Source organism: Bradyrhizobium glycinis, assembly GCF_016031655.1.
GTDB classification, from domain to species: Bacteria; Pseudomonadota; Alphaproteobacteria; order Rhizobiales; family Xanthobacteraceae; genus Bradyrhizobium; species Bradyrhizobium glycinis.
The window spans coordinates 99,088-124,190 of the sequence record NZ_JACCHQ010000002.1 but is presented as its reverse complement, the minus strand read 5'-3'; the positions used below and the strand labels follow the sequence as shown (position 1 = coordinate 124,190).

Sequence of the window (25,103 nt, the reverse complement as noted above, 5' to 3'; positions counted from 1 at the left end):
GCTAAACCTCGCCCATGATTCCCTGGGAAAAAATCGACACCGCCAAGATCCCTGGTTCCGACGAGGAGCTCCGCCTGATGCGGCGGGGCAAGGAGTTCTCCATCAAGCTCGGCAGCAACGAGCTGATGAACAGCCGCCTGTCGGGCTCCGAAGCGGCACTGGCGACGCTTGCCGCTAGGCAGATCGAGAAGGTTGCCAAGCCGGTCGTCCTGATCGGTGGCCTCGGCATGGGTTTTACGCTGCGCGCGGCGCTGGCCGTGCTTGGAGCTCAGGCGAAAATCGTGGTCTCCGAGTTGGTCCCGTCGGTCGTTGCCTGGGCGCGGGGCCCGATGGCGGAGGTCTTTGGCGACAGCCTTGATGATGCCAGGGTGAGCATTCGCGAGATCGATGTTGGCGAAGTCATCCGGGCCAACCGTTCAGGCTTCGACGCCATCCTGCTCGACGTCGACAACGGACCCGAGGGGCTGACCCGGAAGGGCAACGACGCGCTCTACGACGCCGGCGGGCTCTCGTCGGCGAAGGCGGCGCTGCGGCCGGGAGGCGTGCTGGCCGTCTGGTCGTCGGGACCCAATCCGGCGTTCACGGGGCGCCTCAAGCGCGCCGGCTTCGGCGTCAACGAAGTCAATGTTCGCGCCACCGGCAGAGGCGGCGGCGCGCGCCACGTGATCTGGATCGCGAAGAAACAGTAGGGTGGGCAAAGCGGCCGTAGCTCGAAGAGCGAAGCGCGTGCCCACCGCCTCCAACGAGGATGCGGATGGATGGTGGGCACGGCGCGCGAAGAGCGCGCGCCTTTGCCCACCCTACGCAGCTGCGATGTCAGAACATCGTGTTGCCGTTCGCCGGGTTTTCAGGAATCTCCTGAACGACGTCCCAATGCTCGACGATCTTGCCGTTCTCCAGCTTGAAGATGTCCACGATCGCGCGGCCCCTGGTGCCGGGCTCGCGAACCGAATGAACGTGCAGGATGACGAAGCCGCCTTCCGCGAAGCTGCGCTTGATCTCGCTGCGCGAGTTCGGAAACTTCTCGCGCAGGAAGCCGATGAACTTCCGGAAGCCGTCCGGACCATCAGGAGCGGTTGGATTGTGCTGGACGTAACGGTTGCCGACATAGGCGAGGGCGGCGTCGGCGTCCTTCTGGTTGAGCCCCTTTTCATAGAAGGCCAGCACAGTTTGGCGGTTGGCCTCTTCCTGCGCGCTGGCGGCCATCGCGGCGCCGCCAGCGAGAGACAACATGAGAATGGAAGCCGCCATTGCCGCGGATCGGATGATGAAATGCATGTGAGCTCCGAGAGGCCGCAGCCTCTGATTGGCGTCTGAGACGGCTTCTATAGCCTTCATCGGAACCCCCGTTAAGACAGGCACCGGCAGCTCACATGGTCACCGGGAGGAGACCGGCCGGCTTAGGCGGCCTGCGCCGCCGCGCCATGCGCGTGCTTGTCGATCGCCCCGATGATCTCCGGCCAGAAGCGCATCGGCAGTGCGTGGCCCATGCCCTCGATCATCAGCAGCTTTGCGTTAGGGATCGACGCGGCCGTGTCCTTGCCGCCTTCGGGACGGACCAAGGGATCGACGGTGCCGTGAATCACGAGCGTCGGAACCTTCACGGCGTGCAGCCGCTCCTTGCGGCTGCCGGAGGCGAGCACGGCGCGGAGCTGGCGGCCGACGCCGGCCGGATTGAGCCCGCGCGCGAACACCCGCTCGGCGCGGCCGGGATCAAGCGCTTCCTCTTCCGGGAAATGTCCGGCGCGCAGCACCTTCCAGGTCTGGCCGTAGCGGACGATGAACTCCTCCTTGCTGCGCGGCGGCGGCGCCATCAGCATCGCGGCGGCCTCGCGGGTCGGGGGCGGTATACGCGGATTGCCGGTGGTCGACATGATCGAGGTCAGCGAGCGCACGCGATGCGGAAACGACAGCGTCACCTCCTGCGCGATCATGCCGCCCATGGACGCCCCGACGAGATGCGCCGATTTGATGCCGAGCGCATCCATCAGGCCGACCGTGTCCCTGGCCATGTCGATCAGCTTGTAGGTGGCGGCGACGGGAATCCGCAACAAGCGCAGCTTCAAGAGCTCGAACGGCGTCAGCCGCTTGCCGCCGGTGAGATGGCTCGACTTGCCGATGTCGCGATTGTCGAAGCGGATCACGCGGAAGCCGCGTGCGGCGAGCTGCTCGCAGAACGCATCGTCCCAATGGATCATCTGCGCGCCGAGACCCATGATCAGCAGCAGCGGCTCGGCATTCTCGTTGCCGAAGATCTCGTAGCAGATGTCGATGCCGTTGGCGCGGACGGTCTGGGGCGGGTGATGGGCGGTCACGGGTCCCTCCTGCTGACCGATGCTGTATCGCACGGTTTCGTTCCGCGAAGAAGCGGCATGTCCGACGCTGCGCCGGCTGCTTGCCGGTTGACCGGCACCGCGCAACGGTGTGGTATGGCGGGACAAGAAGGGTGCAAAGCCCTCCGCATTGGGAGGACGCTGATGACCGACAAGATCACCGATCCGGTCGCCTTGTGGCAGAAGATGGTCGGCGAAATGGAGAAGGGTTTCAACTCCTTCGCGACCAAGGCGATGGAGACGCCCGAATTCTCGCAGGCCATGAACCGCGCCGGCGGCGTAGCTGCAGGTGCTCAGAAGCAGTTCGGCGATCTCATGGAGAAATACCTGCTCTCGATGAACCTGCCGAGCCGCGAGCAGATGACCGGCATTGCGGAACGGCTCCAGTCGATCGAAGGCCAACTCGGCGAGATCAAGTCGATGCTGAGCCAGATGTCGGCCAATTCGGGCGCGCAGCAACCCGGCGCGGCGCCGCGGCCGCCGCGCACCAAACGTCCGCCGTCCGAAGGCGGAGACCAAAAATGAACGCGCCGGCGGGACTTGATCTTGCCTCAATCCCGGAGCGCATCCAGTCCGAGGTGCAGCGCGCGATTCAGCGCAGCATCAAGGGCGTCGAATATTTCTCGACCTCAGGCCCCTCGCTCGGCTCGACGCCAAAGGACGTGCTGCACTCGCGCGGCACCATGAGCCTCTATCACTACCGGCCGATGACGGACGAGATTTACCGCGTGCCGGTGCTGATCGTGATGGCAACCACGAACCGCGGCTACATCCTCGACCTCGTACCCGGCCAGAGCTTCATCGAGTTCCTGCTGAAACGCGGCTACGACGTCTACATGCTGGACTGGAGCGCGCCGCGGCCGGAGGAGAAGAGCCTGCGCATGGAGGACTATGTCCTCGACTTCATCCCCGATTGCGTCCGCCGCGTGCAAGCCGATTCCGGCGAGCAGGACGTTTCCGTCATCGGCTATTGCTTTGGCGGCGTGCTATCGCTGCTCTACGGCTCGATCCACCAGGACGGGCCGATGAAGAATCTGATCTGCTTCACGACGCCGATCGATTTCCGCGAGATGAAGCTGTTCTCGAACTTCTCCGACCGCCGCTATTTCGACGTCGACCACCTCGTCGACAGCGTCGGCAACGTGCCGCCGGAGATGATCCTGTCCTCGTTCGAGATGCTGCGCCCGGCCTCGCGCACGGTGGGCCAGATCCAGCTCTGGGAAAACATCTGGAACGACGAGTTCGTGAAGTCGTACCGCATGTTCGACCGCTGGGCGACGGACACGCTGCCGCTCGCCGGCGAATATTTCCGCACCATCACCAAGGACCTGATGTGGGACAACAAGCTGTTCAACGACACCATGTCGGTCGGCGGCCGCGCGGCCAAGCTCGAGAACATCACGGTGCCGATCCTGCATGCGGTCGCCGAGCACGATCACATCGTGCCCTATGAGGCCGCCAAGCACCTGATCGCCAAGATCGGCTCGACTGACAAGGAAGAGGTGATCCTGAAGGGCGGTCACGTCTCGCTCGTCGCCGGCGCCAACGCGGTGAAGCGGCTGTGGCCGAAACTGGATTCCTGGCTGGGAAAGAGATCGACATGAGCGAGCAGCGTTCCTATCCACGCCACGTCGCAACCGATGCCGGCGCTATCGAGATCCGCCTGATGTCGCCCGCCGACGAGGCCGCGGTGCTGGCCTTCGGCAAGGGCCTGCCGACTCACGATTTGTTGTTCCTGCCGCGCAACATCAGTGAGCCGAAGGTGCTTTCGGCCTGGGTCAAGGAGATTGAGCGCGGAGCGATTCAGAGCCTGCTAGCGGTGAGAGAGGGCAGGGTCGTTGGTTGCGGCACGCTGGTGCGCGATCCTCATTCCTGGTCGCCCCATGTCGGTGAGATCCGGATGGTGGTTTCGCCCGAGGTCCGCGGCAAGGGCGTGGGCAAGGCGCTGTCGCAGGAGACGTTTGCGCTCGCGCTCGGCGCGGGCCTGGAAAAGCTCTCGGTCCAGATGACGGTGGATCAGCAGGCGGCGATCGCCCTGTTCGAGAGTCTCGGCTTCAAGGCCGAGGCCCTGCTGCGGGACCATGTCCGTGACGTCGACGGCAAGACCCACGACATCGTCGTGCTCGGCCATAACGTCGCGCAGGTCCAGGCTCAGATGGAGGCATACGGGCTGCCAGGCGCAGTCCAGCACTAGCCGGCATTAGGGCCGGATCGAGCCGATCATCGAGTTCCCATCGCCAGAGAGGCATCACGGTGCCTCTCATTCAAGCTATTCACGATTTCGTGATATCGCAGTGCAATACGATTATTGCGCCGCACAATTAACCGTGCCATATAAGCAGTGCCCCGGGCCAATGCGGACGGGGTGAGCCCATAGCTCAGACCATTGAGGATGGAGAGAACCCCATGACCACTGAAACCAACTCCGCTTTCGAGGGCTTCAAGGACGCTTTCAAGAACATCCAGAACCTGGAAGTTCCCGAGGCCGCCCGCGAATTCGTCAAGAAGACTGCCAACACCGCCAAGGATCGTGCTGCCGAGGTGTTCGCTGGCTCCGAGCGCGTGACCGCCGCCGTCGAGAACGCGGTGACCGAGTCCATCACCGAGGCCGGCAAGATCAGCCGCAACATCCAGCAGGCGATCTACGAGGACGCCGAGGCGTTCTTCTCGGGCATCGACAAGCTCGCGTCCGCCAAGTCGGTCAGCGAAGCCGTCGAGATCCAGTCGAGCCTGCTCCGCTCCCGCGGCGAAGTGTTCGTCTCCCGCGCCAAGGCGACCGCCGACTATCTCGGCAAGCTCGCCGCCAACGGTGCGAAGTCCGCTCAGGACAATTTCGCCAAGGTCTACAGCAAGACCGCCTGATCCGGCGCCTGAGCACAAACTGAATTTCAGGCCCGCTTCGGCGGGCCTTTGTTTTTCTGCGACGCCGTCATTGCGAGGAGCTCGCGACAAAATTGCGCAGCAATTTTGCGCTGATGCGACGAAGCAATCCAAAGTCTTTCCTCTGAAAGATTCTGGATTGCTTCGCTTCGCTCGCAATGACGAGTACTGTGATGCAGTCATGGACTCGTCTGTCACCTTCTCCTTCGACACCCCCGGCGATGCCGCACGCGCGGCCGAGCTCCGCCGCGTCAAGGCGCTCGCGACTTTGGTGCTGGCCTCGACGCTGGCACTGTTCGTCATCGCAAAGTGGCTGCTGCCCGTGCATCCGGTGTTCGGCTTCATTGCCGCCTTTGCGGAAGCCGCCACCATCGGCGGGCTCGCCGATTGGTATGCCGTGGTGGCGCTGTTCAAACGGCCGCTCGGCCTGCCGATCCCGCACACCGCGATCATCCAGAGCAACCAGGCCCGCATCGCCGACAAGCTCGGCGAATTCATCCAGGTGCATTTTCTCGAGGCGGGTCCCGTCGAGGCCAAGCTGAAGGAGATCGATTTCGGCTCCTTCGTCGCCGACTGGCTGCGCGACCGCAAGCGCAGCGACGACCTCGCGCGCTTTGCGCTGCGTCTGTTGCCGGAGGCCGTGTCCGCAACCGAAAGCTCCGGCCTGATGACATTCATCATCCGCCGCATGTCCTCGCAGCTCCAGGCAATCGACCTTGCCCCTCTCGCGGCCGGCACGCTGCGCGGCTTCGTCGCGGAGGGACGGCACCAGATCCTGTTCGACGATCTCCTGCGCGTGATGCACGAGACCTTGAACCAGGCAGAGACGATGGCGATGATCCGCGAGAAGGTGCGCGCGGAATTGCCGACCCTGCTCAAGCTTTATCGCGCCGACAAGTTTCTGGTGAACAAGATCGTGGCCTCCGCCACCGCCTTCTTCAACGAAGTGCGCAGCGATCCCAAGCATCCGTTTCGCGGCGAGTTCGACCGCATGGTGCTGAGCTTCGTCGACCGGCTCGGCACCGACCAGTCCTATATCGACCGCATCGACGGATTGAAGCGCGACCTGCTGGCGCGGCCCGAGCTCGCCGATCTCGCGCGCACCGTCTGGGCCAACACCCGCTCCTTCATCGAGCGCAGCGCGAGCGGCGAGACGCAGGTGCTGCAACATCATCTCGCCGGGATGTTCGTCTCGGCGGGCGAGGCGCTCGCCAGCGATGCCGAGCTGCGCGGCGAGATAAACAAGGGTCTCGTGACCGTACTGCGCAGCTTCGTCGCAGACCAGAAGAGCGGCGTCTCGACCTTCATCTCCGATCAGGTCAAGGCGTGGAATATGACGCAGCTGATTTCGCTGATCGAGATCAACATCGGCCGCGACCTGCAATACATCCGCTTCAATGGCTCATTGATCGGCGGGCTCGCCGGGCTCGCGCTCTACACCGTAGAATCCCTGCTCCGATTGTTGTGACTTTTGCGTCACGGCCGTTAGCATTAACGCGCGGGCCTATTGTCGCCGCGCGTCCCTGCCGCTTGAATGTTGGGAACCGGCCGCCTAGCTGATTCATGCTGCGCTGCGGAACGATCAAGAAGCCGGCGTGTTGGAATTCATACCCATTTCCCGGCATCCCCGCCGGCGCCTCTTCAGGGAAAACATTGATGACCGCTACTGCCCAGACGCTGCGTCCGCCGTCCCGCACCTTGATGTTTCTGGAGGGGCGCGCGATCCACGAGTTCGGCGCATTCCTCGGCGCGCTTCCGCTGTTGAGCCTTGCGCCGCGCGGCGATGGGCATCCGGTGCTGGTGCTGCCGGGCCTCGTGGCTTCCGATGTCTCCACACGCGCGCTGCGCGCGTTCCTGACCAGCAAGTGCTATCCGGTCAGCGGCTGGCGCCAGGGACGCAATTATGGCCTGCGCGAGGGCGTTCAGGACGCCATGGTCGATCTGGTCCATGAGCTCAGCGACACGCACGGCCGCAAGATTAGCCTGGTTGGCTGGAGCCTTGGCGGCCTCTATGCGCGCCAGCTCGCCAAGATGATGCCGGAGCGCGTGCGCCAGGTGATCACGCTCGGCAGCCCATTCGCCGGCGATCCGCGCTCGACCAATGCCTGGCGCGTCTACGAATGGGCGAGCGGGCGCAAGGCTGACGAGGTCGATCCGCGTTTTGGCGGCGAGCTCGCCGTGCCGCCGCCGGTGCCGACCACCGCCATCTTCAGCCGCACCGACGGCGTCTGCGCCTGGCAGGGCTGCATGGAGAAATCGGGCGCACAGACCGAGAGCATCGAGGTCGAAAGCAGCCATTGCGGCATGGGCCATCATCCCGCCGCGGTCTATGCCGTGGCCGATCGCCTCGCGCAGAAGGAAGGCCAATGGCGCCCGTTCGACCGCAGTGGCTGGCGGAGCGTGGTGTATCCCGATCCGCATCGGTGATGTCTTGCCTCTCCCCGCCTGCGGGGAGAGGCCGGATTGCATCGGAGATGCAATCCGGGTGAGGGGGACTCTCCGCGAGTCCATCTGCTAGCGAGTTTGCGGATGCAGCCCCTCACCCCGACCCTCTCCCCCGTAAGAACGGGGAGAGGGAGACTCAAGAGCTCTCCGCGAAAGCGCTGCCCGTCCATTGTCGCGCCCGCATCAAACGCGCTATGGCTCGCGCATGGCGCACCCGCTCTCCCGCATCATCGACCAGCTCAAGCGCGAGCCCTCGCGTACCGGCTCCATCGTTATCACCGTGTTCGGCGACGCCATCGTGCCGCGCGGTGGCTCGGTGTGGCTCGGCACGCTGCTGGAATTCTTCCAAAGCCTAGATATCGATAGTGGCGTGGTGCGCACCGCGATGTCGCGGCTTGCCGCAGATGGCTGGCTGACGCGCGAGAAGGTCGGCCGCAACAGCTTCTATCGGCTGGCCGACAAGGGCCGCCAGACGTTCGAGGCCGCGACGCGCCACATCTACGATCCGCCGCCCTCCGACTGGACGGGGCGCTTCGAGCTGCTGCTGATCGGCAATGGCGGGGATCGCGACGCTTCGCGCGAAGCGCTGCGCAATGCCGGCTTCGGCACCCCGCTGCCGGGCGTGTGGGTCGCGCCATCGGGCGTGCCGGTGCCGGATGAGGCGGCGGCCGCGATCCGGCTCGAAGTCTCGGCGGAAGACGACAGCGGCCGCCGTCTGCTCAGCGCGAGCTGGCCGCTCGATCGGACCGCGGACGCCTATCTGAAATTCATGAAGACCTTCGAGCCGCTGCGCGCCGCGATCGCGCGCGGTACCGATTTGTCCGACGCCGACGCATTCACCGCGCGGATCCTCTTGATCCATCATTACCGCCGCGTCGTGCTGCGCGATCCGCTGCTGCCCCAGAACCTGCTGCCGCCGGACTGGCCGGGCAGGGCCGCCCGCGAACTCTGCGGCGAGATCTATCGCGCGCTGCTTGCTCCGTCCGAACAATGGCTCGACAGCCATGGAACCAATGAAAAAGGGCCGTTGCCGCCCGCGCGAAAGTTGCTGGAACGGCGGTTCGGTGCCTGACCATTATGTTACAGAAATATCTTGCATGGCGTAAATATTGTTATATATTCCCTCCCAATAAACGGGAGGACGCGCATGTACACCCAGGCGCTGAACACGGCCGAGACCGCTGATCGCGATCTGGAGGACGCAGGCAAAGCTGCGCAATTCCAGGCCCGCATTGATGCCGAGGAGCGCATCGAGCCGAACGACTGGATGCCGGCGGCCTATCGCAAGACGCTCACCCGCCAGATCTCCCAGCACGCGCATTCTGAAATTGTCGGCATGCTGCCCGAAGGCAACTGGATCACGCGCGCGCCGACCTTGCGCCGCAAGGCCGCGCTGCTCGCCAAGGTGCAGGATGAATGCGGCCATGGCCTCTATCTCTACGCCGCCGCCGAGACGCTCGGCTCCTCGCGCGAGGAGCTGGTCGACGCCATGCTCGCCGGCAAGGCCAAATATTCTTCGATCTTCAACTATCCGACGCTGACCTGGGCCGATATCGGCACGATCGGCTGGCTGGTCGACGGCGCCGCGATCATGAACCAGATCCCGCTGTGCCGCTGTTCCTACGGGCCCTATGCGCGCGCGATGATCCGCGTCTGCAAGGAGGAATCCTTCCACCAGCGCCAGGGCTACGAGATCATGGTGACGCTGTGCCGCGGCTCGGAGGAGCAGAAGGCGATGGCGCAGGATGCGCTGAACCGCTGGTGGTGGCCGGTGCTGATGATGTTCGGCCCGCCGGACGCGACGAGCCAGCACAGCGACACCTCGACGAAGTGGAAGATCAAGCGCTTCTCCAATGACGAGCTGCGCCAGAAGTTCGTCGATGCCACAGTGCCGCAGGCGCAATATCTCGGCCTCACCATTCCCGATCCCGGCATGGCGCAGGACGCCGACGGCCATTGGCGCTACAGCGAGATCGACTGGACCGAATTCAAGCAGGTGCTCGCCGGCAACGGCCCCTGCAATCGCGACCGGATGGCCGCGCGCCGCAAGGCGCACGAGGAGGGCGCCTGGGTGCGCGAGGCGGCAGCTAGCTATGCCGCCAAGCGCGCCCAGCGTCAGACCGCCCAGGCTGCCGAATAGGAGAACGATATGGCCACGCCGAACACGCCGCTCTGGGAAGTCTTCATTCGCAGCCGGAACGGGCTCGCGCACAAGCATGTCGGCTCGCTCCATGCGAGCGACGCCACCATGGCGCTGCAGGCCGCCCGCGACATCTACACGCGCCGCGGCGAGGGCCTGTCGATCTGGGTCGTGCCCTCGAGCACGATCACCGCGAGCGATCCCGCCGAGAAAGGCATGATGTTCGAGCCGGCGGAATCCAAGATCTACCGGCACCCGACGTTCTACGAGGTGCCGGAAGAAGTGGGGCACATGTGATGGGGATGATGTGATGTCTTGCGCCAACATCCAGGTCTCCGAAACCCCGCTGGTGCTCTACGCGCTGCGCCGCGCCGACGATGCGCTGATTCTCGGCCACAGGCTGTCGGAATGGTGCGGGCACGCACCGATGCTGGAAGAGGACATGGCGCTCTCCAACATCGCGCTCGACCTGATCGGCCAGGCGCGGGAGCTCTACACCTTTGCCGCCAAGGTCGAAGGCAGGGATAACGACGAGGACAAGCTCGCTTACTTGCGCGACGTGCGACAGTACCGCAACCTGCTGCTGGTCGAGCAGCCCAACGGCGACTTTGCCCAGACCCTGGTGCGGCAATTCTTCTATTCCGCCTTCGCCGATCTCTATTGGCGTGCGATGATGAATTCGCGCGATGCGACGCTGGCGGCGATTGCTGCGAAGTCGGAGAAGGAGAGCGCCTACCATCTGCGCCATGCCTCCGAATGGATCATCCGGCTCGGCGACGGCACCGAGGAGAGCCACCGGCGCGCGCAAGGAGCGATCGACCATCTCTGGGCCTTTACCGGCGAGATGTTTGCCGCCGACGACAGTGAATGCGCCCTGATCGATGCTGGCATTGCCGTGGATCCCGGAAGCTTGCGCGGGCGCTGGCTGACGACGATCACCGATGTCACGCGTGAAGCAACGCTCGCACTGCCGCGGAACGACTGGATGCAGCAGGGCGGCCGCTCCGGTCGTCACAGCGAGCATCTCGGCCAGCTCCTGTCGGAGCTGCAATCGATGCAGCGGACTTTTCCGGGGCTGACATGGTGACGATGACCGATGACGACGCTGCGCTGCGTCAGCGCGCCTGGGAGGTCGCCGCGAGCGTGGTCGATCCGGAAATTCCGGTGCTGAGCATTGCCGATCTCGGCGTCCTGCGCGACGTCGTTCTCGACGGCGATCATGTCGAGGTCGCGATCACACCGACCTATTCGGGCTGCCCAGCCATGAACATGATCGCGCTCGAAATCGAGGTCGCGCTGGAGCGCGCCGGCTTCCATCATCCGAAGGTACGAACCGTGCTGTCGCCGGCCTGGACGACGGACTGGATGACCGAGGACGGACGCAGGAAGCTGCGCGCCTACGGCATCGCGCCGCCGCAAGCCGCGAGCTCGCGACGCGCGCTGTTCGGCGCGCAGGCGGTCGCATGCCCGCAATGCGGCTCGGACAAGACCGAATTGCTTTCCGAATTCGGCTCGACCTCCTGCAAGGCGCTCTGGCGCTGCAAGGCCTGCCGCGAACCCTTCGACTATTTCAAGTGTCATTGACCATGTCCGCAGCCGCGCCGCGCTTCCACCGCCTCGCCGTCAACGACCTCCGCCGCGAGGCGTCCGACGCCATCTCCATGACCTTCGCAATCCCGGGCGAACTCGCCAGCGATTACGCCTTCACGCCCGGCCAGTACCTGACGCTGCGCACTACACTTGACGGCGAAGAAGTGCGCCGCTCGTATTCGATCTGCTCCGGCCCTGACGACGGCGAGATCCGTATCGCCGTCAAGAAGGTCGATGGCGGGGCGTTTTCGAGCTGGGCCGCCGAAGATCTCAAATGCGGCGACGAGCTCGACGTGATGACGCCGACCGGCCGCTTCGGTCTGGTCCCGCCGGCAGATCGTGCGCGCGTTCATGTCGGCTTCGCCGCCGGCTCCGGCATCACGCCGATCCTGTCGATCGTCAAGGGCGTGCTCGCGCGCGAGCCTGGCAGCCGCTTCTTTCTGTTCTACGGCAACCGCACAACCGACAGCATCATGTTCCTCGAAGCGCTCGAGGAGCTGAAGGACCGCTTCATCGACCGCCTTTCGATCTTCTACGTGCTCTCCGGCGAGGAGCAGGACATTCCGATCCTGCATGGTCGGCTCGACGGCGAGAAGGTGAGGGTGCTGCTGCGCGCGCTGGTGCCGGCGTCAAGCGTCGATCACGTCTTCATCTGCGGTCCTCTTGGCATGAGCGAGGACATTGAGGGGACCTGCCGCGATCTCGGCATCGCGGACGAGCGTATCCACGTCGAGCGCTTCGTCTCCGAATTCGGCGGCAAACCGCGGCCGAAAAAGACGGTTGCGCCCGACGCGCCGCCGAAGGCGATCGCCTCGCTGATCATCGACGGCAAGCGCCGCGACGTGCCGGTCGCCGAGGACGAGGCCATCCTTGATGCTGCCCTGCGCGCCGGCGTCGATTTGCCCTTCGCCTGCAAGGGCGGCATGTGCTCGACCTGCCGCGCAAAACTGGTCGAGGGCGAGGCGCCGATGGACATCAACTATTCGCTGGAACCGTGGGAGCTCAAGGCCGGTTTTGTTCTCACCTGCCAGGCCAAGCCGTCCACCGAGCGGGTCGTGGTCGATTATGATCATGTCTGATCAGGCGTTCTGCGGCTCCGCAATGCAAATGCGTCGCATTATTTGACAGTGTGAGCCAACCAGAACAACATCATGAGCAAACGTCTGGCCGGGAGAAGCGCGTGAACGTCAAAGCCGCCCTGTCACCTGAGGATATCGCTTGCGCCTGCGCCGATGCGATGTGGGCCGAGGACGATGCCTCGAAGGGCCTCGGCATGGAGATCGTCGAGATCGGCCCGGGCTTTGCGACGCTCGCCATGACGGTGCGGCCGGACATGGTCAACGGCCAGCGCATCGCCCATGGCGGTTTCATCTTCACGCTCGCCGATTCTGCCTTCGCGTTCGCCTGCAACTCGCACAATGAGCGCGTCGTCGCGGCGCAGGGCCAGATCACTTTCATCAAGCCGGGCAAGCTTGGCGATCGTCTCATCGCCAAGGCGCGGGAGATCACGCGCGGCGGCCGCTCCGGCATCTACGACGTGCGTGTCACGGCGGGCGAGGTCGTCATCGCGGAATTCCGCGGACATTCGCGCGTCATTCCCGGCAAATGGCTGCCGGCGCAAGATCAATAGGACCAAATAAAAAAGAACAAACCATGTGGGGAAACGAGGATGGCTCTGACGAGGCTCAAGGAAGGTGGCAGCGCCTATAGCGCCGAGATGGACGCGCATGAGCGCGCTTCGCGCGACGAGATCATGGCGCTGCAGAAGCAGCGGCTGGCCTGGTCGCTGCAGCATGCCTACGGCAACGTCGCGCATTACCGCAAGGCGTTCGACAAAGCGGGCGTGCATCCGTCCGATTTTCGCGAGCTTTCCGATCTGGCCAAGTTTCCGTTCACCGTGAAGACGGACCTGCGCGACAATTATCCCTTCAACATGTTCGCCGTGCCGCGCGAGAAGCTGGTGCGGGTGCATGCCTCATCCGGTACGACCGGCAAGCCGATCGTGGTCGGCTATACGCAGCGCGACATCGAGACCTGGTCCGAGGTGATGGCGCGCTCGATCCGCGCCGCCGGCGGCCGCAGTGGCATGATCATCCACAATGCGTATGGCTACGGCCTGTTCACTGGCGGTCTCGGCGTGCATTACGGCGCCGAGAAGCTCGGTTGCACGGTGGTGCCGATCTCCGGCGGCATGACCGAGCGGCAGGTGCAGCTCATCAACGATTTCCGGCCCGATATCATCACGGTGACGCCCAGCTACATGCTGGCGATCCTCGACGAGTTCAAGCGCCAGAAGCTCGATCCGCGCCAGTGCTCGCTCAGGATCGGCATCTTCGGTGCCGAGCCCTGGACCAATGCGATGCGCGGCGAGATCGAGGATGCCTTCGACATGGATGCGACCGACATCTATGGCCTGTCCGAGGTGATCGGCCCCGGCGTCGCGCAGGAGTGCATCGAGACCAAGGATGGTCTGCACATCTGGGAGGACCATTTTTATCCGGAAGTGATCGATCCCGAGACCGGCGCGGTGCTGCCGGACGGCGAGAAGGGCGAATTGGTCTTCACCTCGCTCACAAAGGAAGCCTTTCCGGTGATCCGCTATCGCACCCGCGACCTGACGCGGCTGCTGCCGGGCACGGCACGGCCGGGCATGCGGCGAATGGAGAAGGTGACGGGCCGCTCGGACGACATGATCATCCTGCGCGGCGTCAACCTGTTCCCGACCCAGATCGAGGAGGTCCTGCTCGCGACCGACTGGTGCGGCGGCCACTTCATCCTGGAACTCACCCGCGAGGGCCGCATGGACGAGCTCACCATCATCGCCGAGGCGCGCCCCGAGAGCTGGGACGGCCGCGGGCTCGTCGATCATGCCGACCGGATTGCGACCCACATCAAGAACACGATCGGCGTCAGCTCCAGGGTGCAGGTGGTTGCGCCTGCGACGCTGGAACGCTCGCTCGGCAAGGCCAAGCGGCTCTATGACAAGCGGCCCAAGGACTGACTGGGCGGATTGACTCCATGGGCTCCAGAGGCGACAAGGCCCGCGAGAAATCGCGGGTCTTTCGATGTCGCCAGCCGATGCCAAAACGGTCGAAGCACGCTGTGTGCGCCTCAACGCCAAAGCTGAAAATGCCGCTGCGCTTGCACCGACAATTGAGCGGCAGATGCTTGCACGCGGGCCGAACGATCTCCTGATCGAGGTGAAGGCTGCCGCGGTCAATCCCTCCGACGTCAAGGCGGCGACCGGGCTGATGCCCTATGCCGTGTTCCCGCGAACCCCCGGCCGCGACTATGCCGGCGTTGTGATCGACGGGCCTGCGGGCACGATAGGGCGCGAAGTGTTCGGCTCGTCCGGCGATCTCGGCATCCGTCGTGACGGGACCCACGCGAGCCATCTCGTGGTCGAAGCCGATGCGGTCGTGGAGAAGCCCGGGACGGTGTCCTGGGAGGAGGCTGCCGGCATCGGCGTGCCCTTCGTCACCGCGATGGAAGGCTTTCGCCGCGCCGGCGTGCCGCAGAGTGGCGAGGCCGTTCTGGTGTTCGGCGTCAACGGCAAGGTCGGCCAGGCGGCGGTGCAGATCGCGACCTGGCAGGGCGCGCGCGTGATCGGCGTGGTGCGCAGGGCGGAAGCCTATGAAGGCCACGCCAACGCGCCCATCGAGGTGATCGACGCCTCCGCCACCGACGTTGCTGCGCGCGTGCGCGAACTGACCGGCGGCAAGGGCGTCGACATGGTCTTCAACACGGTCGGCGATCCCTATTTCCAGGCCGCGCACAAATCGCTTGCGCTTCGCGGCCGCCAGATCCTGATCGCTGCGATCGACCGCATCGTTCAGTTCAACATCCTCGAATTCTATCGGGGCCAGCACACCTATGTCGGCATCGACACGCTGGGTCTATCGTCGGTCGCGACGGGTGCGGTGCTGCGCGACCTCGGGCCGGGTTTTGCGAGCGGCCATCTGAAGCCGTTTCCGATCAGGGCGAAGGCGATCTATCCGCTGGAGCGCGCGAAGGAAGCGTATGTTGCGGTCGCGGGCTCGTCGCGTGACCGGGTGATCCTGAAGCCGTAACCCATCGACAGTGCGAGCAGCGAAGCAATCCAGAAATGCATGCGCGGAGACAGACTGGATTGCTTCGCTGCGCTCGCAATGACGGAGAAGAGCGAGAGTTCTGAGAACAACCAATGGAATCCACGCAACTCGTCATCCTCTCAGGCCTCGTCATCGGCCTCGTCTACGGCGCCGTTGGCCTGCTCAGCGGTTTCTGCCTGATGAGCAGCATGCGCGGGTTTCTAGCGGATGGCGATGGGCGGCTGGTGCGAACCTACGCGCTCGCAATCGCCGTTGCGATCGCCGCCAGCCAGTTCCTCGCCGGCAGCGGCACAGTCGATCTCGGCAAGTCGATCTATCTGCAGCCGTCGTTTTCGCTGGCGGTGCTGTTCCTCGGCGGCCTGCTGTTCGGCTACGGCATGGTGCTGTCGAACGGCTGCGGCTCGCGAGCGCTGGTGCTGCTCGGCCGCGGCAATCTCCGCTCCTTCGTGGTCGTGATCGTGCTGGCGATCGCCGCGCAGATGAATCTCAAGGGCCTGATCGCACCGGCGCGTATCGCGCTGGTCCAGGCGACGCAAACCACAGCTCCTGCCAATTCGCTGCCGTCTTTGCTGGCGACGCTCGGTTTCACGGAATCGCTTTCGCGCGCGCTTGCTGCGGCCGCGACAATCGTCGCGTTGATCCTGTTTGCTTTCGCGCATCCGGCGTTCCGCCGCTCGCCCGGCCAGATCTTGGCGGGCATCATCGTGGGCCTCCTCGTCGCCGGCGGCTGGCTCGTCACCGGCTATTTCGGTGCCGACGATTTCAATCCGGTCCCCGTGACCTCCCTGACGTTCGTCGCGCCGATCGCTGACAGCCTGCAATATGCCATGCTCTCGACCGGACTGACGCTCAACTTCGGCATCGCGACGGTGGCCGGCGTCTTCGCCGGCAGTCTGGTGACGGCACTCGCAACTGGCCGCTTCAAGCTCGAAGGCTATTCCTCGCCGCGCCACATGCTGCGCTCAGGCACGGGTGCCGCGCTGATGGGGATCGGCGGCGTGATGGCGTTCGGCTGCTCGATCGGGCAGGGGCTCACCGGCGTGTCTACGCTCGCACTGGGCTCGTTCGTCGCGGTCGCCGGCATCCTGCTCGGCACGACGGCGGGCCTGCGCGGCGCGCTGCGGGTTCAGCCACTCCAGGCCGCCGAAGCCGGCTCGCGGGCCGCCTGAGCTACACCACCGCTCTCGTCACGATGCGGATCTCCGACGTCAGCGTGCGGTGCACCGGGCATTTGTCGGCGATCTCCATCAGCTTCTTGCGCTGCTCGGCGTCGAGGGCTCCGTCGATGGCGATGTCGCGCTCGATCTGGTCGAGCATGCCCTCGCGTGTCTCGCACTCCGCACAATCCTTGGCGTAGATCTTGGAATGCTTCAGCGTGACCGTGACGCGGTCGAGCGGCAGTGACTTGCGGTCGGCATAGAGGCGCATGGTCATCGAGGTGCAGGCACCTAAGCCGGCGAGCAGGAAGTCGTAGGGGCCGGGTCCGGCATCCGCGCCGCCGGCCGCGACCGGCTCGTCCGCCACCAGGTGATGCGGGCCGACAATGATGCTCTGATTGAACTTGCTCTTGCGCGTCTCCTGCACCACGACCTTGCGCGGTTCCTCGGGCAGGTCGATTGCCTTTGCCGGCTTCGCCGCATCGACGTAACGGCTGGCCCAAGCCACGATCACGTCGGCCGCATAGAGCGCGTCGGCAGGCTTGGTCAGAAGATGATCGGCATGGTCGAGCGAAACGAAGCTCTTGGGGTGTTTTGCAGCAACGAAGAGCTTCGTTGCGTTGTCGATGCCGACGGTGTCGTCGACCGGCGAATGCATCACCAGCAGCGCCTTGTGCAGGCCGGTGACGTCCTTCATCAGCTCGTGCTCGGCGATGTCGTCGAGGAATTCGCGCTTGATCCGGAACGGCCGTCCTGCGAGCGAGACTTCGACCTCGCCCTGCGCGCGGATGTTGTCGAGATGCTCGCTGAACAGGCCGGTGACGTGGGCGGGATCCGAGGGCGCGGCGATGGTAGCCACCGCTCTTGCCTCCGGAATTTGTCCGGCGGCGGCGAGGATCGCGGCGCCACCGAGGCTGTGACCGATCAGGATCGAGGGTGCCTTGCGGGTCTGGCGCAAATGATCGGCGGCGCGGACGAGATCGGCGACGTTGGAGGAAAACGTCGAATTGGCAAAATCCCCGCCGCTGGAGCCGAGCCCGGTGAAGTCGAAGCGCAGCACCGCGATGCCCTTGGCGGCGAGCGCGACCGAGATGCGCTTGGCCGCCAGTGTGTCCTTGCCGCAAGTGAAGCAATGCGCGAACAGCGCGAAAGCCGCGGGTTCGCCGTCAGGCAGCTCCAGCGCGGCCGCGAGCTGATGGCCGCCTTCGCCGGTGAATTGAAAGCGTTCCGTCGGCATGGGCTTCCCCCGTCTTGCTCGAACCTAATCGCCTGAATAGCGCTGCTCGGCCCAGGGATCGCCGCGGTTATGATAGCCGCGGACCTCCCAGAAGCCCGGCGCGTCCTCGGTCAGGAATTCGATGGCCTGGAGCCATTTCGCGCTTTTCCAGAAATAGAGGTGCGGCACGACCAGCCGCACCGGGCCGCCATGCTCCTCGGTCAGCGGCTCGCCGGACCAGCTGTGGGCGAGCAGCGCGTCCTCGGCGGCAAAATCCTCCAGCGCGAGGTTAGTGGTGTAACCATCATAGGAATGCAGCACGACGAAGCGGGCGTCCTCGCGCGGCTGGCAGACCGCGAGCAGATCGCGCGTGGCGAGCCCCTCCCATTCATTGTCGTAGCGCGACCAGGTCGTGACACAATGGATGTCCGAGGTGAACCGGGACTGCTTCTGCGCGGCGAATTCGGCAAAGGTCCAGAACACGGGGGTCTCGACCGCGCCATAGACGTCGAGCCGCCAGCGCTCGCGCGAGACCGGCGGCGTCACCCCGAGATCGAGCACCGGCCAGTCCTTGGTGAGGTGCTGCCCGGGTGGAAGCCTTTGATCCTCCGGGCGCGTCATCTTGCCGGTGAGAAAGCGGCCCTCGCGCGCCCACTTCTCCTTGGTGCGCGTCAGCTTGCTGTCGGATGGCGTCTCGTCGGTCATGGCCTGCTCGTGGCGATGCATGGCGGAAGCGTGCTTGGTGTCGCGCACGCCATGAAAGCCTGTCCGCTTCCTTTGGGAAGGCCTACATCGCCTTTCCGAGCAAAAATGGCAACTGGCGGGGGCCGCGCACCGTGCCTTGCGACCAGGTCACCGTGCCTGCCGGATCGAGCCGGAAGTCGGGAATCCGCTTCAGCCATTCCTCAAGCGCCACCTGCATTTCCATGCGCGCGAGGTTGGAACCGACGCAGCGGTGGATGCCGAGGCCGAAGGCCGCGTGGCGATTCTCGCGCCGGTCGATCACGACTTTGTCAGCGTCCGGAAACATCTTGGGGTCGCGGTTGGCTGCCGGAAACGACAGCAGCACCATGTTGCCCGGCTTGACCGGACAGCCGGACACCGTGGTCTCCTTGACCACCTCGCGCGCCATCGTCACCGGCGAATAGGCGCGCAGCAGCTCCTCGACGGCGGTCGGGATCAGCCCGGGCTCGGCGATCAGCCGCTCGCGGTCGGCCGGCATCTTCGCAAGATGCCAGAGCGAGGCGCCGATGGCGCTCCAGGTCGTGTCGATGCCGGCGATCAGCAGCAGGCGCAGCGAGCCCAGCACGTGGGTGTCCTCGAGCGGATTGCCGTTCTTGTCCCTGGCGTTCATCAGGTAGGAGATCAGGTCGTCGGTGGGGTTGTTCTTGCGCGCTTCGATGTGGCCGCCGAAATAGGCCGTCATCTCCTGCACGGCCTGGAGCAGCTTGCTCTCGTCCTTGATGCCGAGCTCGAGGATCATGTGGATCCAATTGATGAAAAGATCGCTGTCGCTCTCGGGTATGCCGAGCATGTGCGCGATCGCCCGAACCGGAATGTGCTTCGTGTAGCGCGCCGCAGCGTCCACCCTCCGCTCGGCGATGAAGTCGTCGATCAGCTCGTTGCAGATGGCGCGGACCCGCGGCTCGAGCTTCTTCATCGCGTCCGGCGTGAAGGGCGGCAGCAACAATTGCTTGGCCGGCTTGTGCTCGGGCGGATCGGAGGTGATCGGCGGGGCCGCGTTCCTGCTGGTGATTTCCGGCCGCACGTCACGGACGATGATGCGGCGTGAGGAGAAGTGCTCGGTGTCGTTGGCGATCTCGCGCACGGCCTCATAGGTCGTCGGAAGGTAGCAGCCGAGGAAGCGTTTCGTGTGCACCACGGGACTTGCGGCTCGCAGCTGGTCCCAGATCGGGAAGGGGTCCTCCGTCCATTGCGGATCGGTGTGGTCGAAATCATGGACCCAGTCGGTCACGGGCGGATGGGCGACGGGCTGGTCGACATCGGACATGGCATGGAATCCCTTGGCTCGTGTTCGCTGAAAGCACGCGGGGCGGCCGCGGCCGCGTTATTCCTCGATCACATCGATTGCGATTTCCGGACAGTTGGACTTCGCAAGCCAGGCCTTGTCCTCGAGCCCCGGCGGGACGGTGCCGTCGCCGGCTTCGTGCGCGTTGCCGTATTCGTCGAGCTCGAAAAGCTCCGGCGCGAGCGCCTTGCAGCGGGCATGGCCCTGGCATTTGTCCGGATCGACGTGAACCTTCAGTCGCTCTGCCATATTCGGCTTCCTTGATCGTGCGCGCACGAGGGCCCGAAGGCGGCGCGTTTCCTCATCTCGGTTCTATTTAAGTTATATGCTATTACATTCGCGGCGGGCTTCCCCTGTCAAGCGCAAACTTATAGGCTTCGCCCCGACATGCGTTCACGACCAGCCCGCAAGCCCGAGAAGACCTACCACCATGGCGATCTCCGCGATGCGTTGATCGAGGCCGCGCTGCACGAGGCAGAGCGGGGCGGCGCGGAGGCAATCAGCATCAAGGCGCTTGCCAAGAAGCTCGGCGTTTCGCAGCCGGCGCCATACCGGCATTTTGCCGACCGCGAGGCGCTGCTCGCGGCCGTCACTGCGGCAGCATTCCGCCAGCTCTCGGCGCTCTTGCGCGAAGCGATGGCAAGGCCGTCGAAGCAATCGAAGCTCTCGCGGCTCGCACAGGCGACGCTCGATTTCGGTCTGCGCCAGAATGGCATCTACCGCTTGATGTTCGCCTCGCGCACGGTGTCCTGCGCGGCCAAGGGCAGCGAGCTGCACGCCGCGACGCGGGAGACTTTTGCGCTCGTCATCGAAGCCTTGGAAGCGCCCGCCGTGGGCTATTTGCGCGAACGGCAGGCACTCAAGATCTGGGCGGCGCTGCACGGCGTGGTGATGCTGGCTGAGCAGGGCCTGTTCACCGGCGAGGCGGCGCACGCTACGCGCGAGGAGCTGGTCGAGGATTTCGTCAACGAGACGAAGGCTGCGCTTGCGGTCGCGATCAAGGATGCGCGACGTCGGACCAAGGCCGGCGCTAGAGCATGATCCGGAAAAGTGTGTAGCGGTTTTCCGAACAGATCATGCTCGAACAATAGCCTAAAGCGCGATGACGATTCATCCTAATCGCAGCGCGCTTTAGGCCTTCGCCTTCAGCAGTCCCATCAGCTTCTCGACCGCGCTGTCCGGCGTGGTCACGACCGGGCGGCCGGTGGCCGCGGCGACCAGCGGCGCCGTGGCGGCGATGCTGAATTGGGCCAGCGCGATGACGTCGCAATCGCGCAAGCTCCGCGAGGCTTCGGCGATCAGCCGGTCATGCGTGGCGCAGTCGCCGCAATCGAGCGCGGCCAGCGCGCCTTCGGCAAGCTTCGGCACGACCTCGATCGCAGCGGGAAACTCGGGCGGCATCGACGCCAGCGTCGGCGGAAAGGTCGAGAGCAGGCCGATGCGCTGGCCCATCGTCACCGCTCTCTCGATCATGGCCTCGTTCGGCTTCAGCACCGGCATCGGCGCATGCGCGCGCGCGACCGCCTCGATGCAGGGGCCGAAGGCGGAGCAGGTGAACAGGATTCCATCTGCTCCCGTCGCCGCCGCGTAGTCGCCGAGCGCGAGGAACCGCTCGGTCATGGCATCGTTGAGTTGCCCGTCGCGGGCGAGATCCGCCGAGAGGCTGTCGTCAAGCAGGTTCATCAGCCGCGCCTCGGGCCACGCCTGCGCAAACGCCGCCTCGATCGGGGCGATGGAATGCTTAAGGGCGTGGATGAGGGCGATGCGAGGGGGCGTCGTCATTGATGACTACCTGGAAGGTCTCGTGCCCCGGACGCAGCGCAATGCGCAGTATTGCGCTGCAGAGCCGGGGCCCATTGTCGCTGTTGGGTCCAGGCTCTGCGCAGCAGCGTTGCACGTTGCAGCGCGTCCGGGACACAGGGCACCTTTACTTGAACGGAATGGCGTACATCAAGCCGCCCTTGCTCCAGAGACCGTTGATGCCGCGATCGAGCTTGAGCGGGCTCGCCTTGCCGACATTGCGCTCGAAAATCTCGCCGTAATTGCCGCCGGCCTTGATCGCCATAACCAGCCATTTGTTGTCGAGCCCGAGCCGCGAGCCGAGGTCGCCGCTGGCCCCCAGCAGCCGCTGGATCGCAGGCGTCTGCGACTTCGTCATCTCCTCGACATTGGCTTGCGTGACGCCGAGCTCCTCGGCCTCGATCAGGCCGTAATGCAGCCAGGTGATGATGTCGCTCCAGACCTCGTCGCCGTTGCGGGTGAAGGGTCCGAGCGGCTCCTTGCTGATGGTCTGCGGCAGCACGACGTAGTCGGCCGCATTCGGCGCCGCCGTGGTCACCGCGCCGGCGAGGGCGGAAGCATCCTGGGTCATCGCATCGCAGCGGCCGCCGAAGAAGGTCTGGTACATGGTGTCGATGCGGTCGAACACCAGCGGCTTCCAGTCGATGCCGTTGGCGCGGCCGTAATCGCCGAGCGTGACCTCGTGCGTGGTACCCTGCGCGACGCAGACGGTGGCGCCCTTGAGGTCCTTCAGCTCCTTCACGCCGAGGTCCTTCTTCACGACAAAACCCTGGCCGTCGTAGAAGTTGATCGGGCCCTGCCGCAGGCCCAGCGTCACGCCGCGCAAATAGGTCTGCGTCGAGTTGCGGTAGAGCACGTCGATCTCGCCCGATTGCAGCGCGGTGAAGCGGTTTTGGGCCGTCAGCGAGACGTAGCGCACCTTGGTGGGATCGCCGAGCACGCCGGCCGCCAGCGCGCGGCAATAATCGACGTCGAGACCTTTGTAATTGCCCTGCGAGTCCGGTGCCGAGAAGCCGGCAAAACCGGCGCTGACGCCGCACACCAGCGTGCCGCGGCTCTTCACCGTATCGAGCGTCGCCGCCGATGCGATCACCGTCGATGCCGCGAGCAGGCCCGCTGCGAAAACCACGTTCCTCATACTTCTCTCCCCTCAGTGATTGACACTACGCAACACGTTGTCGACAGCCGTGCCCAGCTTGTCGACGATCAGGTCGATTTCGTCCGCCGAGGCGATATAGGGCGGTGCCAGCAGCACATGGTCGCCGCGCACGCCATCGACGGTGCCGCCGCCCGGATAGCAACCGAGGCCGCCGGCAAAGGCCTCCGCCTTGATCTTCTGGTGAAGCTTGAGCGCCGGATCGAACGAGGCGCGGCTAGCGCGATCGGCGACGAGCTCGATCGTCCAGAACAAGCCGCGGCCCCTGATGTCGCCGACATGGCGGTGATTGCCGAAACGCTCCGTCAGGCGCTGCTCGAGCTGCTTGCCGCGCTCTTTCACGCGGTCGAGCAGGCCGTCGTCGCGGATCACATCCTGCACCGCGAGCGCCGCGGCGCAGGCGAGGGGGTGTGCCAGATAGGTGTGGCCGTGCTGGAACGCGCCCGAGCCCGAGCGGATGGTGTCGATGATCTTGCCGCTTGCCAGCATCGCACCGATCGGCTGATAGCCGCCGCCGAGTCCCTTTGCGACCGCCTGGATGTCGGGGGCGACACCCTCCTGCTCCCAGGCATGCATCGTGCCGGTGCGGCCCATGCCGCACATGACCTCGTCGAGAATGAGCAGCGCACCGTGCCGGTCGCAGATCTCGCGCATCGCCTTGAAGTAACCGTCCGGTGCCGTCACCGCGCCGGCGGTGGCACCGACGACGGGCTCGGCGAGGAAGCCTGCGACGGTATCGGGGCCGAGCCGTTGGAACGCGGCGTCAAGCTCGGCAGCGAGGCGCGCGACGAACTGCGCATCCGACTCGCCCTCGCGCTTCTCGTGATAGGCAAACGCCGGCGTGACGTGGCTGAAAGCGGTCGACAGCAGCGGCGCATAGGGCGCGCGACGCCAGGCATTGCCGCCCGCGGCGAGCGCGCCGAGCGTGTTGCCGTGATAGCTCTGCCGCCGTGCGATGAAGTGTTGCCGCTGCGGCTCGCCGCGCTCGATGAAATATTGCCGCGCCAGCTTGATGCTGGCTTCGATCGCCTCCGATCCGCCGCTGACGAAATAGGCGTAGGCGAGCCCGCCCGGCTCATGTCCGACCAGCCGCTCGGCCAGCGCTTCGGCCGGCTCGGAAGAGAAAAAGGCGGTGTGGGCATAAGCCAGCGTCGATGCCTGCTTGGCCATCGCCGCGATCACGCGCGGATGCTGGTGGCCGAGGCAGGACACCGCCGCGCCGCCGGAGGCATCGATGATCCGCCGCCCGTCCTCGGCGAAGAGATAAACTCCCTCGCCGCCGATCGCCTTGGGCGGCGTTTCGCGCACCGAGCGATGCAGCACGCGGCTGGTGCGAGTGCTCATGGGTCAACCTTTCTCCGAGACGTAGGTGGAGGCGGCAGTGAGCCGCGCCTCGGTATTTTCCAGACGCTTCTTCGCGGCGGCGCCGCCGAGCGAGAACGTGACCGCCGCGAGCGACTGCGCGATCGCGATCGCGCCCGTGAGGCTGGGGAAAAAGCCAGGCGAGGATGCTGCTTCGAACAGCAGCACATGGTCGGCGCCCTCGGCCATCGGTGCCGCGAGGCTGTCGGCGATCGCGATCAGCGTCGCGCCGCTGCGATGGGCGGCCTGGGCGACGCGGACGCTCGCATGGGTGTAAGGCAGGAAGCCGATGACGATGACGGCTTCGCCAGGCCGGAACGCGCCGAGATCGAGGTCGTCGGGCCCGGACGTACCGACGAGTTGCACCTGTTCGGGCCGGAACAAGCGCAGCTCGTAATTCAGGAGCTCCGCGACGCTGCGGCAGCTGCGATAGCCCGCGATCCAGATCCGCTTGGCCTCGTGCAGCGCGCGCGCCGCTTCCGCGATCGGCTGTGCCGGGATGCGCGGAAGGCCGGCGGCCTCGGCCTCGAGCTTGTCGATGACGAGCGTAACATCGGCGTTCGGCCCGTGACGGCGACCTCTTGTCCGGCCGGAGAAGGGCGCGGTCTGCGACGGCCGCCGCGCCTCGGTCAGCGCCGCACGCAGCTCGTCCCATCCGGAATAGCCGATCGCTTTCGCAAGCCGCGTGAACGCGGCGGGATCAGCGCCGGCTTCCGCCGCGAGATCGCGCATCGAGCGCGTGGTGGCGTCGTAGTCGTTGGCGGCGACGAAACGGCCGACCTCCTGCAAGCGCAGGGGGAGCGATGGCAATGCGATGCGCAGTTCGCTCAGGGGCGAGGATTTCGCTGATACGACCATGAAACATTTGTTGCATAAATCTGGGTTTGGTGCAACAGTTGACGTG

The 25,103-nt window shown here is 65.2% G+C and carries 28 protein-coding genes; 18 read left to right on the top strand and 10 right to left on the bottom strand.

Annotated features, from left to right (window positions below):
* Window positions 1-14 precede the first annotated feature (14 nt).
* Window positions 15-689: a spermidine synthase gene (locus HZZ16_RS04915; RefSeq protein WP_197947390.1), complete on the top strand. Its 675-nt coding sequence runs from the start codon at window positions 15-17 to the stop codon at window positions 687-689.
* A 127-nt stretch (window positions 690-816) separates the two neighbouring features.
* Here the strand turns inward: HZZ16_RS04915 and HZZ16_RS04910 are convergent, their stop codons facing one another.
* The gene (locus tag HZZ16_RS04910) at window positions 817-1,278 is read right to left on the bottom strand and encodes a nuclear transport factor 2 family protein (protein WP_197947389.1); all 462 of its coding nucleotides are present in this window, start codon (window positions 1,276-1,278) and stop codon (window positions 817-819) included.
* A gap of 122 nt (window positions 1,279-1,400) precedes the next feature.
* Window positions 1,401-2,315: an alpha/beta fold hydrolase gene (locus tag HZZ16_RS04905; protein WP_197947388.1), complete on the bottom strand. Its 915-nt coding sequence runs from the start codon at window positions 2,313-2,315 to the stop codon at window positions 1,401-1,403.
* Window positions 2,316-2,477: 162 nt separating this feature from the next.
* Between HZZ16_RS04905 and HZZ16_RS04900 the strand changes: the two genes are divergently transcribed.
* The 16 genes from HZZ16_RS04900 (at window position 2,478) to HZZ16_RS04825 (ending at window position 16,648) form a co-directional block, all read left to right on the top strand.
* The gene (locus HZZ16_RS04900; RefSeq protein ID WP_172784029.1) at window positions 2,478-2,858 is read left to right on the top strand and encodes a hypothetical protein; all 381 of its coding nucleotides are present in this window, start codon (window positions 2,478-2,480) and stop codon (window positions 2,856-2,858) included.
* Entirely contained in the window at window positions 2,855-3,937 is a 1,083-nt protein-coding gene (locus tag HZZ16_RS04895) for a PHA/PHB synthase family protein (protein ID WP_197947387.1), read from the top strand. Before HZZ16_RS04900 ends, HZZ16_RS04895 begins: the two co-directional genes overlap by 4 nt.
* Window positions 3,934-4,527, top strand: coding sequence for a GNAT family N-acetyltransferase (locus HZZ16_RS04890; RefSeq protein WP_197947386.1), 594 nt, complete (start codon window positions 3,934-3,936; stop codon window positions 4,525-4,527). Before HZZ16_RS04895 ends, HZZ16_RS04890 begins: the two co-directional genes overlap by 4 nt.
* Window positions 4,528-4,739: 212 nt before the next feature.
* Window positions 4,740-5,195 (top strand): phasin, encoded by a 456-nt coding sequence (locus HZZ16_RS04885; RefSeq protein WP_197947385.1) that lies wholly within the window; start codon window positions 4,740-4,742, stop codon window positions 5,193-5,195.
* A gap of 199 nt (window positions 5,196-5,394) precedes the next feature.
* Window positions 5,395-6,681 carry a DUF445 domain-containing protein gene (locus HZZ16_RS04880; RefSeq protein WP_197947384.1) on the top strand — a complete coding sequence of 429 codons (1,287 nt, stop codon included), beginning with the start codon at window positions 5,395-5,397 and terminating at the stop codon, window positions 6,679-6,681.
* A 188-nt stretch (window positions 6,682-6,869) separates the two neighbouring features.
* On the top strand, window positions 6,870-7,640 hold the full coding sequence (locus HZZ16_RS04875) for an esterase/lipase family protein (protein WP_197947383.1): 771 nt from the start codon (window positions 6,870-6,872) through the stop codon (window positions 7,638-7,640).
* A gap of 223 nt (window positions 7,641-7,863) precedes the next feature.
* On the top strand, window positions 7,864-8,730 hold the full coding sequence (paaX, locus tag HZZ16_RS04870; protein WP_197947382.1) for a phenylacetic acid degradation operon negative regulatory protein PaaX: 867 nt from the start codon (window positions 7,864-7,866) through the stop codon (window positions 8,728-8,730).
* Between the two features lie 75 nt (window positions 8,731-8,805).
* A complete protein-coding gene (paaA, locus tag HZZ16_RS04865; RefSeq protein WP_197947381.1) occupies window positions 8,806-9,798 on the top strand; it encodes a 1,2-phenylacetyl-CoA epoxidase subunit PaaA in 993 nt (330 codons plus the stop codon).
* A 9-nt stretch (window positions 9,799-9,807) separates the two neighbouring features.
* Window positions 9,808-10,095, top strand: a complete 288-nt coding sequence (paaB, locus tag HZZ16_RS04860) for a 1,2-phenylacetyl-CoA epoxidase subunit PaaB (protein WP_197947380.1) — start codon at window positions 9,808-9,810, stop codon at window positions 10,093-10,095.
* Between the two features lie 13 nt (window positions 10,096-10,108).
* Entirely contained in the window at window positions 10,109-10,885 is a 777-nt protein-coding gene (paaC, locus tag HZZ16_RS04855; RefSeq protein WP_197947379.1) for a 1,2-phenylacetyl-CoA epoxidase subunit PaaC, read from the top strand.
* Window positions 10,879-11,382: a 1,2-phenylacetyl-CoA epoxidase subunit PaaD gene (paaD, locus tag HZZ16_RS04850; RefSeq protein WP_197947378.1), complete on the top strand. Its 504-nt coding sequence runs from the start codon at window positions 10,879-10,881 to the stop codon at window positions 11,380-11,382. Before paaC ends, paaD begins: the two co-directional genes overlap by 7 nt.
* Window positions 11,383-11,384: 2 nt before the next feature.
* Complete coding sequence (gene paaE / locus HZZ16_RS04845) at window positions 11,385-12,467, top strand: 1,2-phenylacetyl-CoA epoxidase subunit PaaE (RefSeq protein ID WP_197947377.1); 1,083 nt, start codon at window positions 11,385-11,387, stop codon at window positions 12,465-12,467.
* 101 nt (window positions 12,468-12,568) lie between these two features.
* On the top strand, window positions 12,569-13,018 hold the full coding sequence (gene paaI, locus HZZ16_RS04840) for a hydroxyphenylacetyl-CoA thioesterase PaaI (protein ID WP_197947376.1): 450 nt from the start codon (window positions 12,569-12,571) through the stop codon (window positions 13,016-13,018).
* A gap of 39 nt (window positions 13,019-13,057) precedes the next feature.
* Complete coding sequence (gene paaK / locus HZZ16_RS04835) at window positions 13,058-14,389, top strand: phenylacetate--CoA ligase PaaK (RefSeq protein ID WP_197947375.1); 1,332 nt, start codon at window positions 13,058-13,060, stop codon at window positions 14,387-14,389.
* A 64-nt stretch (window positions 14,390-14,453) separates the two neighbouring features.
* Complete coding sequence (locus HZZ16_RS04830) at window positions 14,454-15,458, top strand: quinone oxidoreductase family protein (protein ID WP_197947374.1); 1,005 nt, start codon at window positions 14,454-14,456, stop codon at window positions 15,456-15,458.
* A 113-nt stretch (window positions 15,459-15,571) separates the two neighbouring features.
* Window positions 15,572-16,648, top strand: coding sequence for a YeeE/YedE family protein (locus tag HZZ16_RS04825; protein ID WP_197947373.1), 1,077 nt, complete (start codon window positions 15,572-15,574; stop codon window positions 16,646-16,648).
* 1 nt (window position 16,649) lies between these two features.
* Here HZZ16_RS04825 and HZZ16_RS04820 read toward each other — a convergent pair whose 3' ends face one another.
* The 4 genes from HZZ16_RS04820 to HZZ16_RS04805 all read right to left on the bottom strand — a co-directional run bounded on the left by HZZ16_RS04820 (window position 16,650) and on the right by HZZ16_RS04805 (window position 20,130).
* Window positions 16,650-17,873 carry a bifunctional alpha/beta hydrolase/OsmC family protein gene (locus HZZ16_RS04820; RefSeq protein ID WP_197947372.1) on the bottom strand — a complete coding sequence of 408 codons (1,224 nt, stop codon included), beginning with the start codon at window positions 17,871-17,873 and terminating at the stop codon, window positions 16,650-16,652.
* Between the two features lie 24 nt (window positions 17,874-17,897).
* A complete protein-coding gene (locus HZZ16_RS04815; protein WP_197947371.1) occupies window positions 17,898-18,557 on the bottom strand; it encodes a sulfite oxidase-like oxidoreductase in 660 nt (219 codons plus the stop codon).
* Window positions 18,558-18,639: 82 nt separating this feature from the next.
* Window positions 18,640-19,863, bottom strand: a complete 1,224-nt coding sequence (locus HZZ16_RS04810; protein ID WP_197947370.1) for a cytochrome P450 — start codon at window positions 19,861-19,863, stop codon at window positions 18,640-18,642.
* 57 nt (window positions 19,864-19,920) lie between these two features.
* Window positions 19,921-20,130 (bottom strand): ferredoxin, encoded by a 210-nt coding sequence (locus tag HZZ16_RS04805; protein ID WP_018648108.1) that lies wholly within the window; start codon window positions 20,128-20,130, stop codon window positions 19,921-19,923.
* 138 nt (window positions 20,131-20,268) lie between these two features.
* Between HZZ16_RS04805 and HZZ16_RS04800 the strand changes: the two genes are divergently transcribed.
* Entirely contained in the window at window positions 20,269-20,922 is a 654-nt protein-coding gene (locus HZZ16_RS04800) for a TetR/AcrR family transcriptional regulator (RefSeq protein WP_197947369.1), read from the top strand.
* A 90-nt stretch (window positions 20,923-21,012) separates the two neighbouring features.
* On the opposite strand, the gene HZZ16_RS04795 is transcribed toward HZZ16_RS04800, so the two are convergent.
* From HZZ16_RS04795 to HZZ16_RS04780, 4 genes are all read right to left on the bottom strand, one after another.
* Window positions 21,013-21,663: an aspartate/glutamate racemase family protein gene (locus tag HZZ16_RS04795; RefSeq protein ID WP_197947368.1), complete on the bottom strand. Its 651-nt coding sequence runs from the start codon at window positions 21,661-21,663 to the stop codon at window positions 21,013-21,015.
* Window positions 21,664-21,808: 145 nt separating this feature from the next.
* On the bottom strand, window positions 21,809-22,819 hold the full coding sequence (locus HZZ16_RS04790) for an amino acid ABC transporter substrate-binding protein (RefSeq protein ID WP_197947367.1): 1,011 nt from the start codon (window positions 22,817-22,819) through the stop codon (window positions 21,809-21,811).
* A 12-nt stretch (window positions 22,820-22,831) separates the two neighbouring features.
* A complete protein-coding gene (locus HZZ16_RS04785) occupies window positions 22,832-24,181 on the bottom strand; it encodes an aspartate aminotransferase family protein (protein WP_197947366.1) in 1,350 nt (449 codons plus the stop codon).
* 3 nt (window positions 24,182-24,184) lie between these two features.
* Complete coding sequence (locus HZZ16_RS04780) at window positions 24,185-25,057, bottom strand: MurR/RpiR family transcriptional regulator (RefSeq protein ID WP_197947365.1); 873 nt, start codon at window positions 25,055-25,057, stop codon at window positions 24,185-24,187.
* Window positions 25,058-25,103 lie beyond the last annotated feature (46 nt).

Coding starts and splice junctions, on each gene's coding strand:
- HZZ16_RS04895 (WP_197947387.1), top strand. CDS start 2,855: ATGAACGCGCCGGCGGGACTTGATCTTGCCTCAATCCCGGAGCGCATC.
- HZZ16_RS04780 (WP_197947365.1), bottom strand. CDS start 25,057: ATGGTCGTATCAGCGAAATCCTCGCCCCTGAGCGAACTGCGCATCGCA.
- HZZ16_RS04910 (WP_197947389.1), bottom strand. CDS start 1,278: ATGCATTTCATCATCCGATCCGCGGCAATGGCGGCTTCCATTCTCATG.
- HZZ16_RS04805 (WP_018648108.1), bottom strand. CDS start 20,130: ATGGCAGAGCGACTGAAGGTTCACGTCGATCCGGACAAATGCCAGGGC.
- HZZ16_RS04785 (WP_197947366.1), bottom strand. CDS start 24,181: ATGAGCACTCGCACCAGCCGCGTGCTGCATCGCTCGGTGCGCGAAACG.
- HZZ16_RS04880 (WP_197947384.1), top strand. CDS start 5,395: ATGGACTCGTCTGTCACCTTCTCCTTCGACACCCCCGGCGATGCCGCA.
- HZZ16_RS04900 (WP_172784029.1), top strand. CDS start 2,478: ATGACCGACAAGATCACCGATCCGGTCGCCTTGTGGCAGAAGATGGTC.
- paaX (WP_197947382.1), top strand. CDS start 7,864: ATGGCGCACCCGCTCTCCCGCATCATCGACCAGCTCAAGCGCGAGCCC.
- HZZ16_RS04915 (WP_197947390.1), top strand. CDS start 15: ATGATTCCCTGGGAAAAAATCGACACCGCCAAGATCCCTGGTTCCGAC.
- HZZ16_RS04795 (WP_197947368.1), bottom strand. CDS start 21,663: ATGACGACGCCCCCTCGCATCGCCCTCATCCACGCCCTTAAGCATTCC.
- paaA (WP_197947381.1), top strand. CDS start 8,806: ATGTACACCCAGGCGCTGAACACGGCCGAGACCGCTGATCGCGATCTG.
- HZZ16_RS04885 (WP_197947385.1), top strand. CDS start 4,740: ATGACCACTGAAACCAACTCCGCTTTCGAGGGCTTCAAGGACGCTTTC.
- HZZ16_RS04790 (WP_197947367.1), bottom strand. CDS start 22,819: ATGAGGAACGTGGTTTTCGCAGCGGGCCTGCTCGCGGCATCGACGGTG.
- HZZ16_RS04820 (WP_197947372.1), bottom strand. CDS start 17,873: ATGCCGACGGAACGCTTTCAATTCACCGGCGAAGGCGGCCATCAGCTC.
- HZZ16_RS04810 (WP_197947370.1), bottom strand. CDS start 19,863: ATGTCCGATGTCGACCAGCCCGTCGCCCATCCGCCCGTGACCGACTGG.
- HZZ16_RS04830 (WP_197947374.1), top strand. CDS start 14,454: ATGTCGCCAGCCGATGCCAAAACGGTCGAAGCACGCTGTGTGCGCCTC.
- paaD (WP_197947378.1), top strand. CDS start 10,879: ATGGTGACGATGACCGATGACGACGCTGCGCTGCGTCAGCGCGCCTGG.
- HZZ16_RS04825 (WP_197947373.1), top strand. CDS start 15,572: ATGGAATCCACGCAACTCGTCATCCTCTCAGGCCTCGTCATCGGCCTC.
- paaE (WP_197947377.1), top strand. CDS start 11,385: ATGTCCGCAGCCGCGCCGCGCTTCCACCGCCTCGCCGTCAACGACCTC.
- HZZ16_RS04890 (WP_197947386.1), top strand. CDS start 3,934: ATGAGCGAGCAGCGTTCCTATCCACGCCACGTCGCAACCGATGCCGGC.
- HZZ16_RS04875 (WP_197947383.1), top strand. CDS start 6,870: ATGACCGCTACTGCCCAGACGCTGCGTCCGCCGTCCCGCACCTTGATG.
- paaC (WP_197947379.1), top strand. CDS start 10,109: ATGTCTTGCGCCAACATCCAGGTCTCCGAAACCCCGCTGGTGCTCTAC.
- paaB (WP_197947380.1), top strand. CDS start 9,808: ATGGCCACGCCGAACACGCCGCTCTGGGAAGTCTTCATTCGCAGCCGG.
- HZZ16_RS04800 (WP_197947369.1), top strand. CDS start 20,269: ATGCGTTCACGACCAGCCCGCAAGCCCGAGAAGACCTACCACCATGGC.
- paaK (WP_197947375.1), top strand. CDS start 13,058: ATGGCTCTGACGAGGCTCAAGGAAGGTGGCAGCGCCTATAGCGCCGAG.
- HZZ16_RS04815 (WP_197947371.1), bottom strand. CDS start 18,557: ATGACCGACGAGACGCCATCCGACAGCAAGCTGACGCGCACCAAGGAG.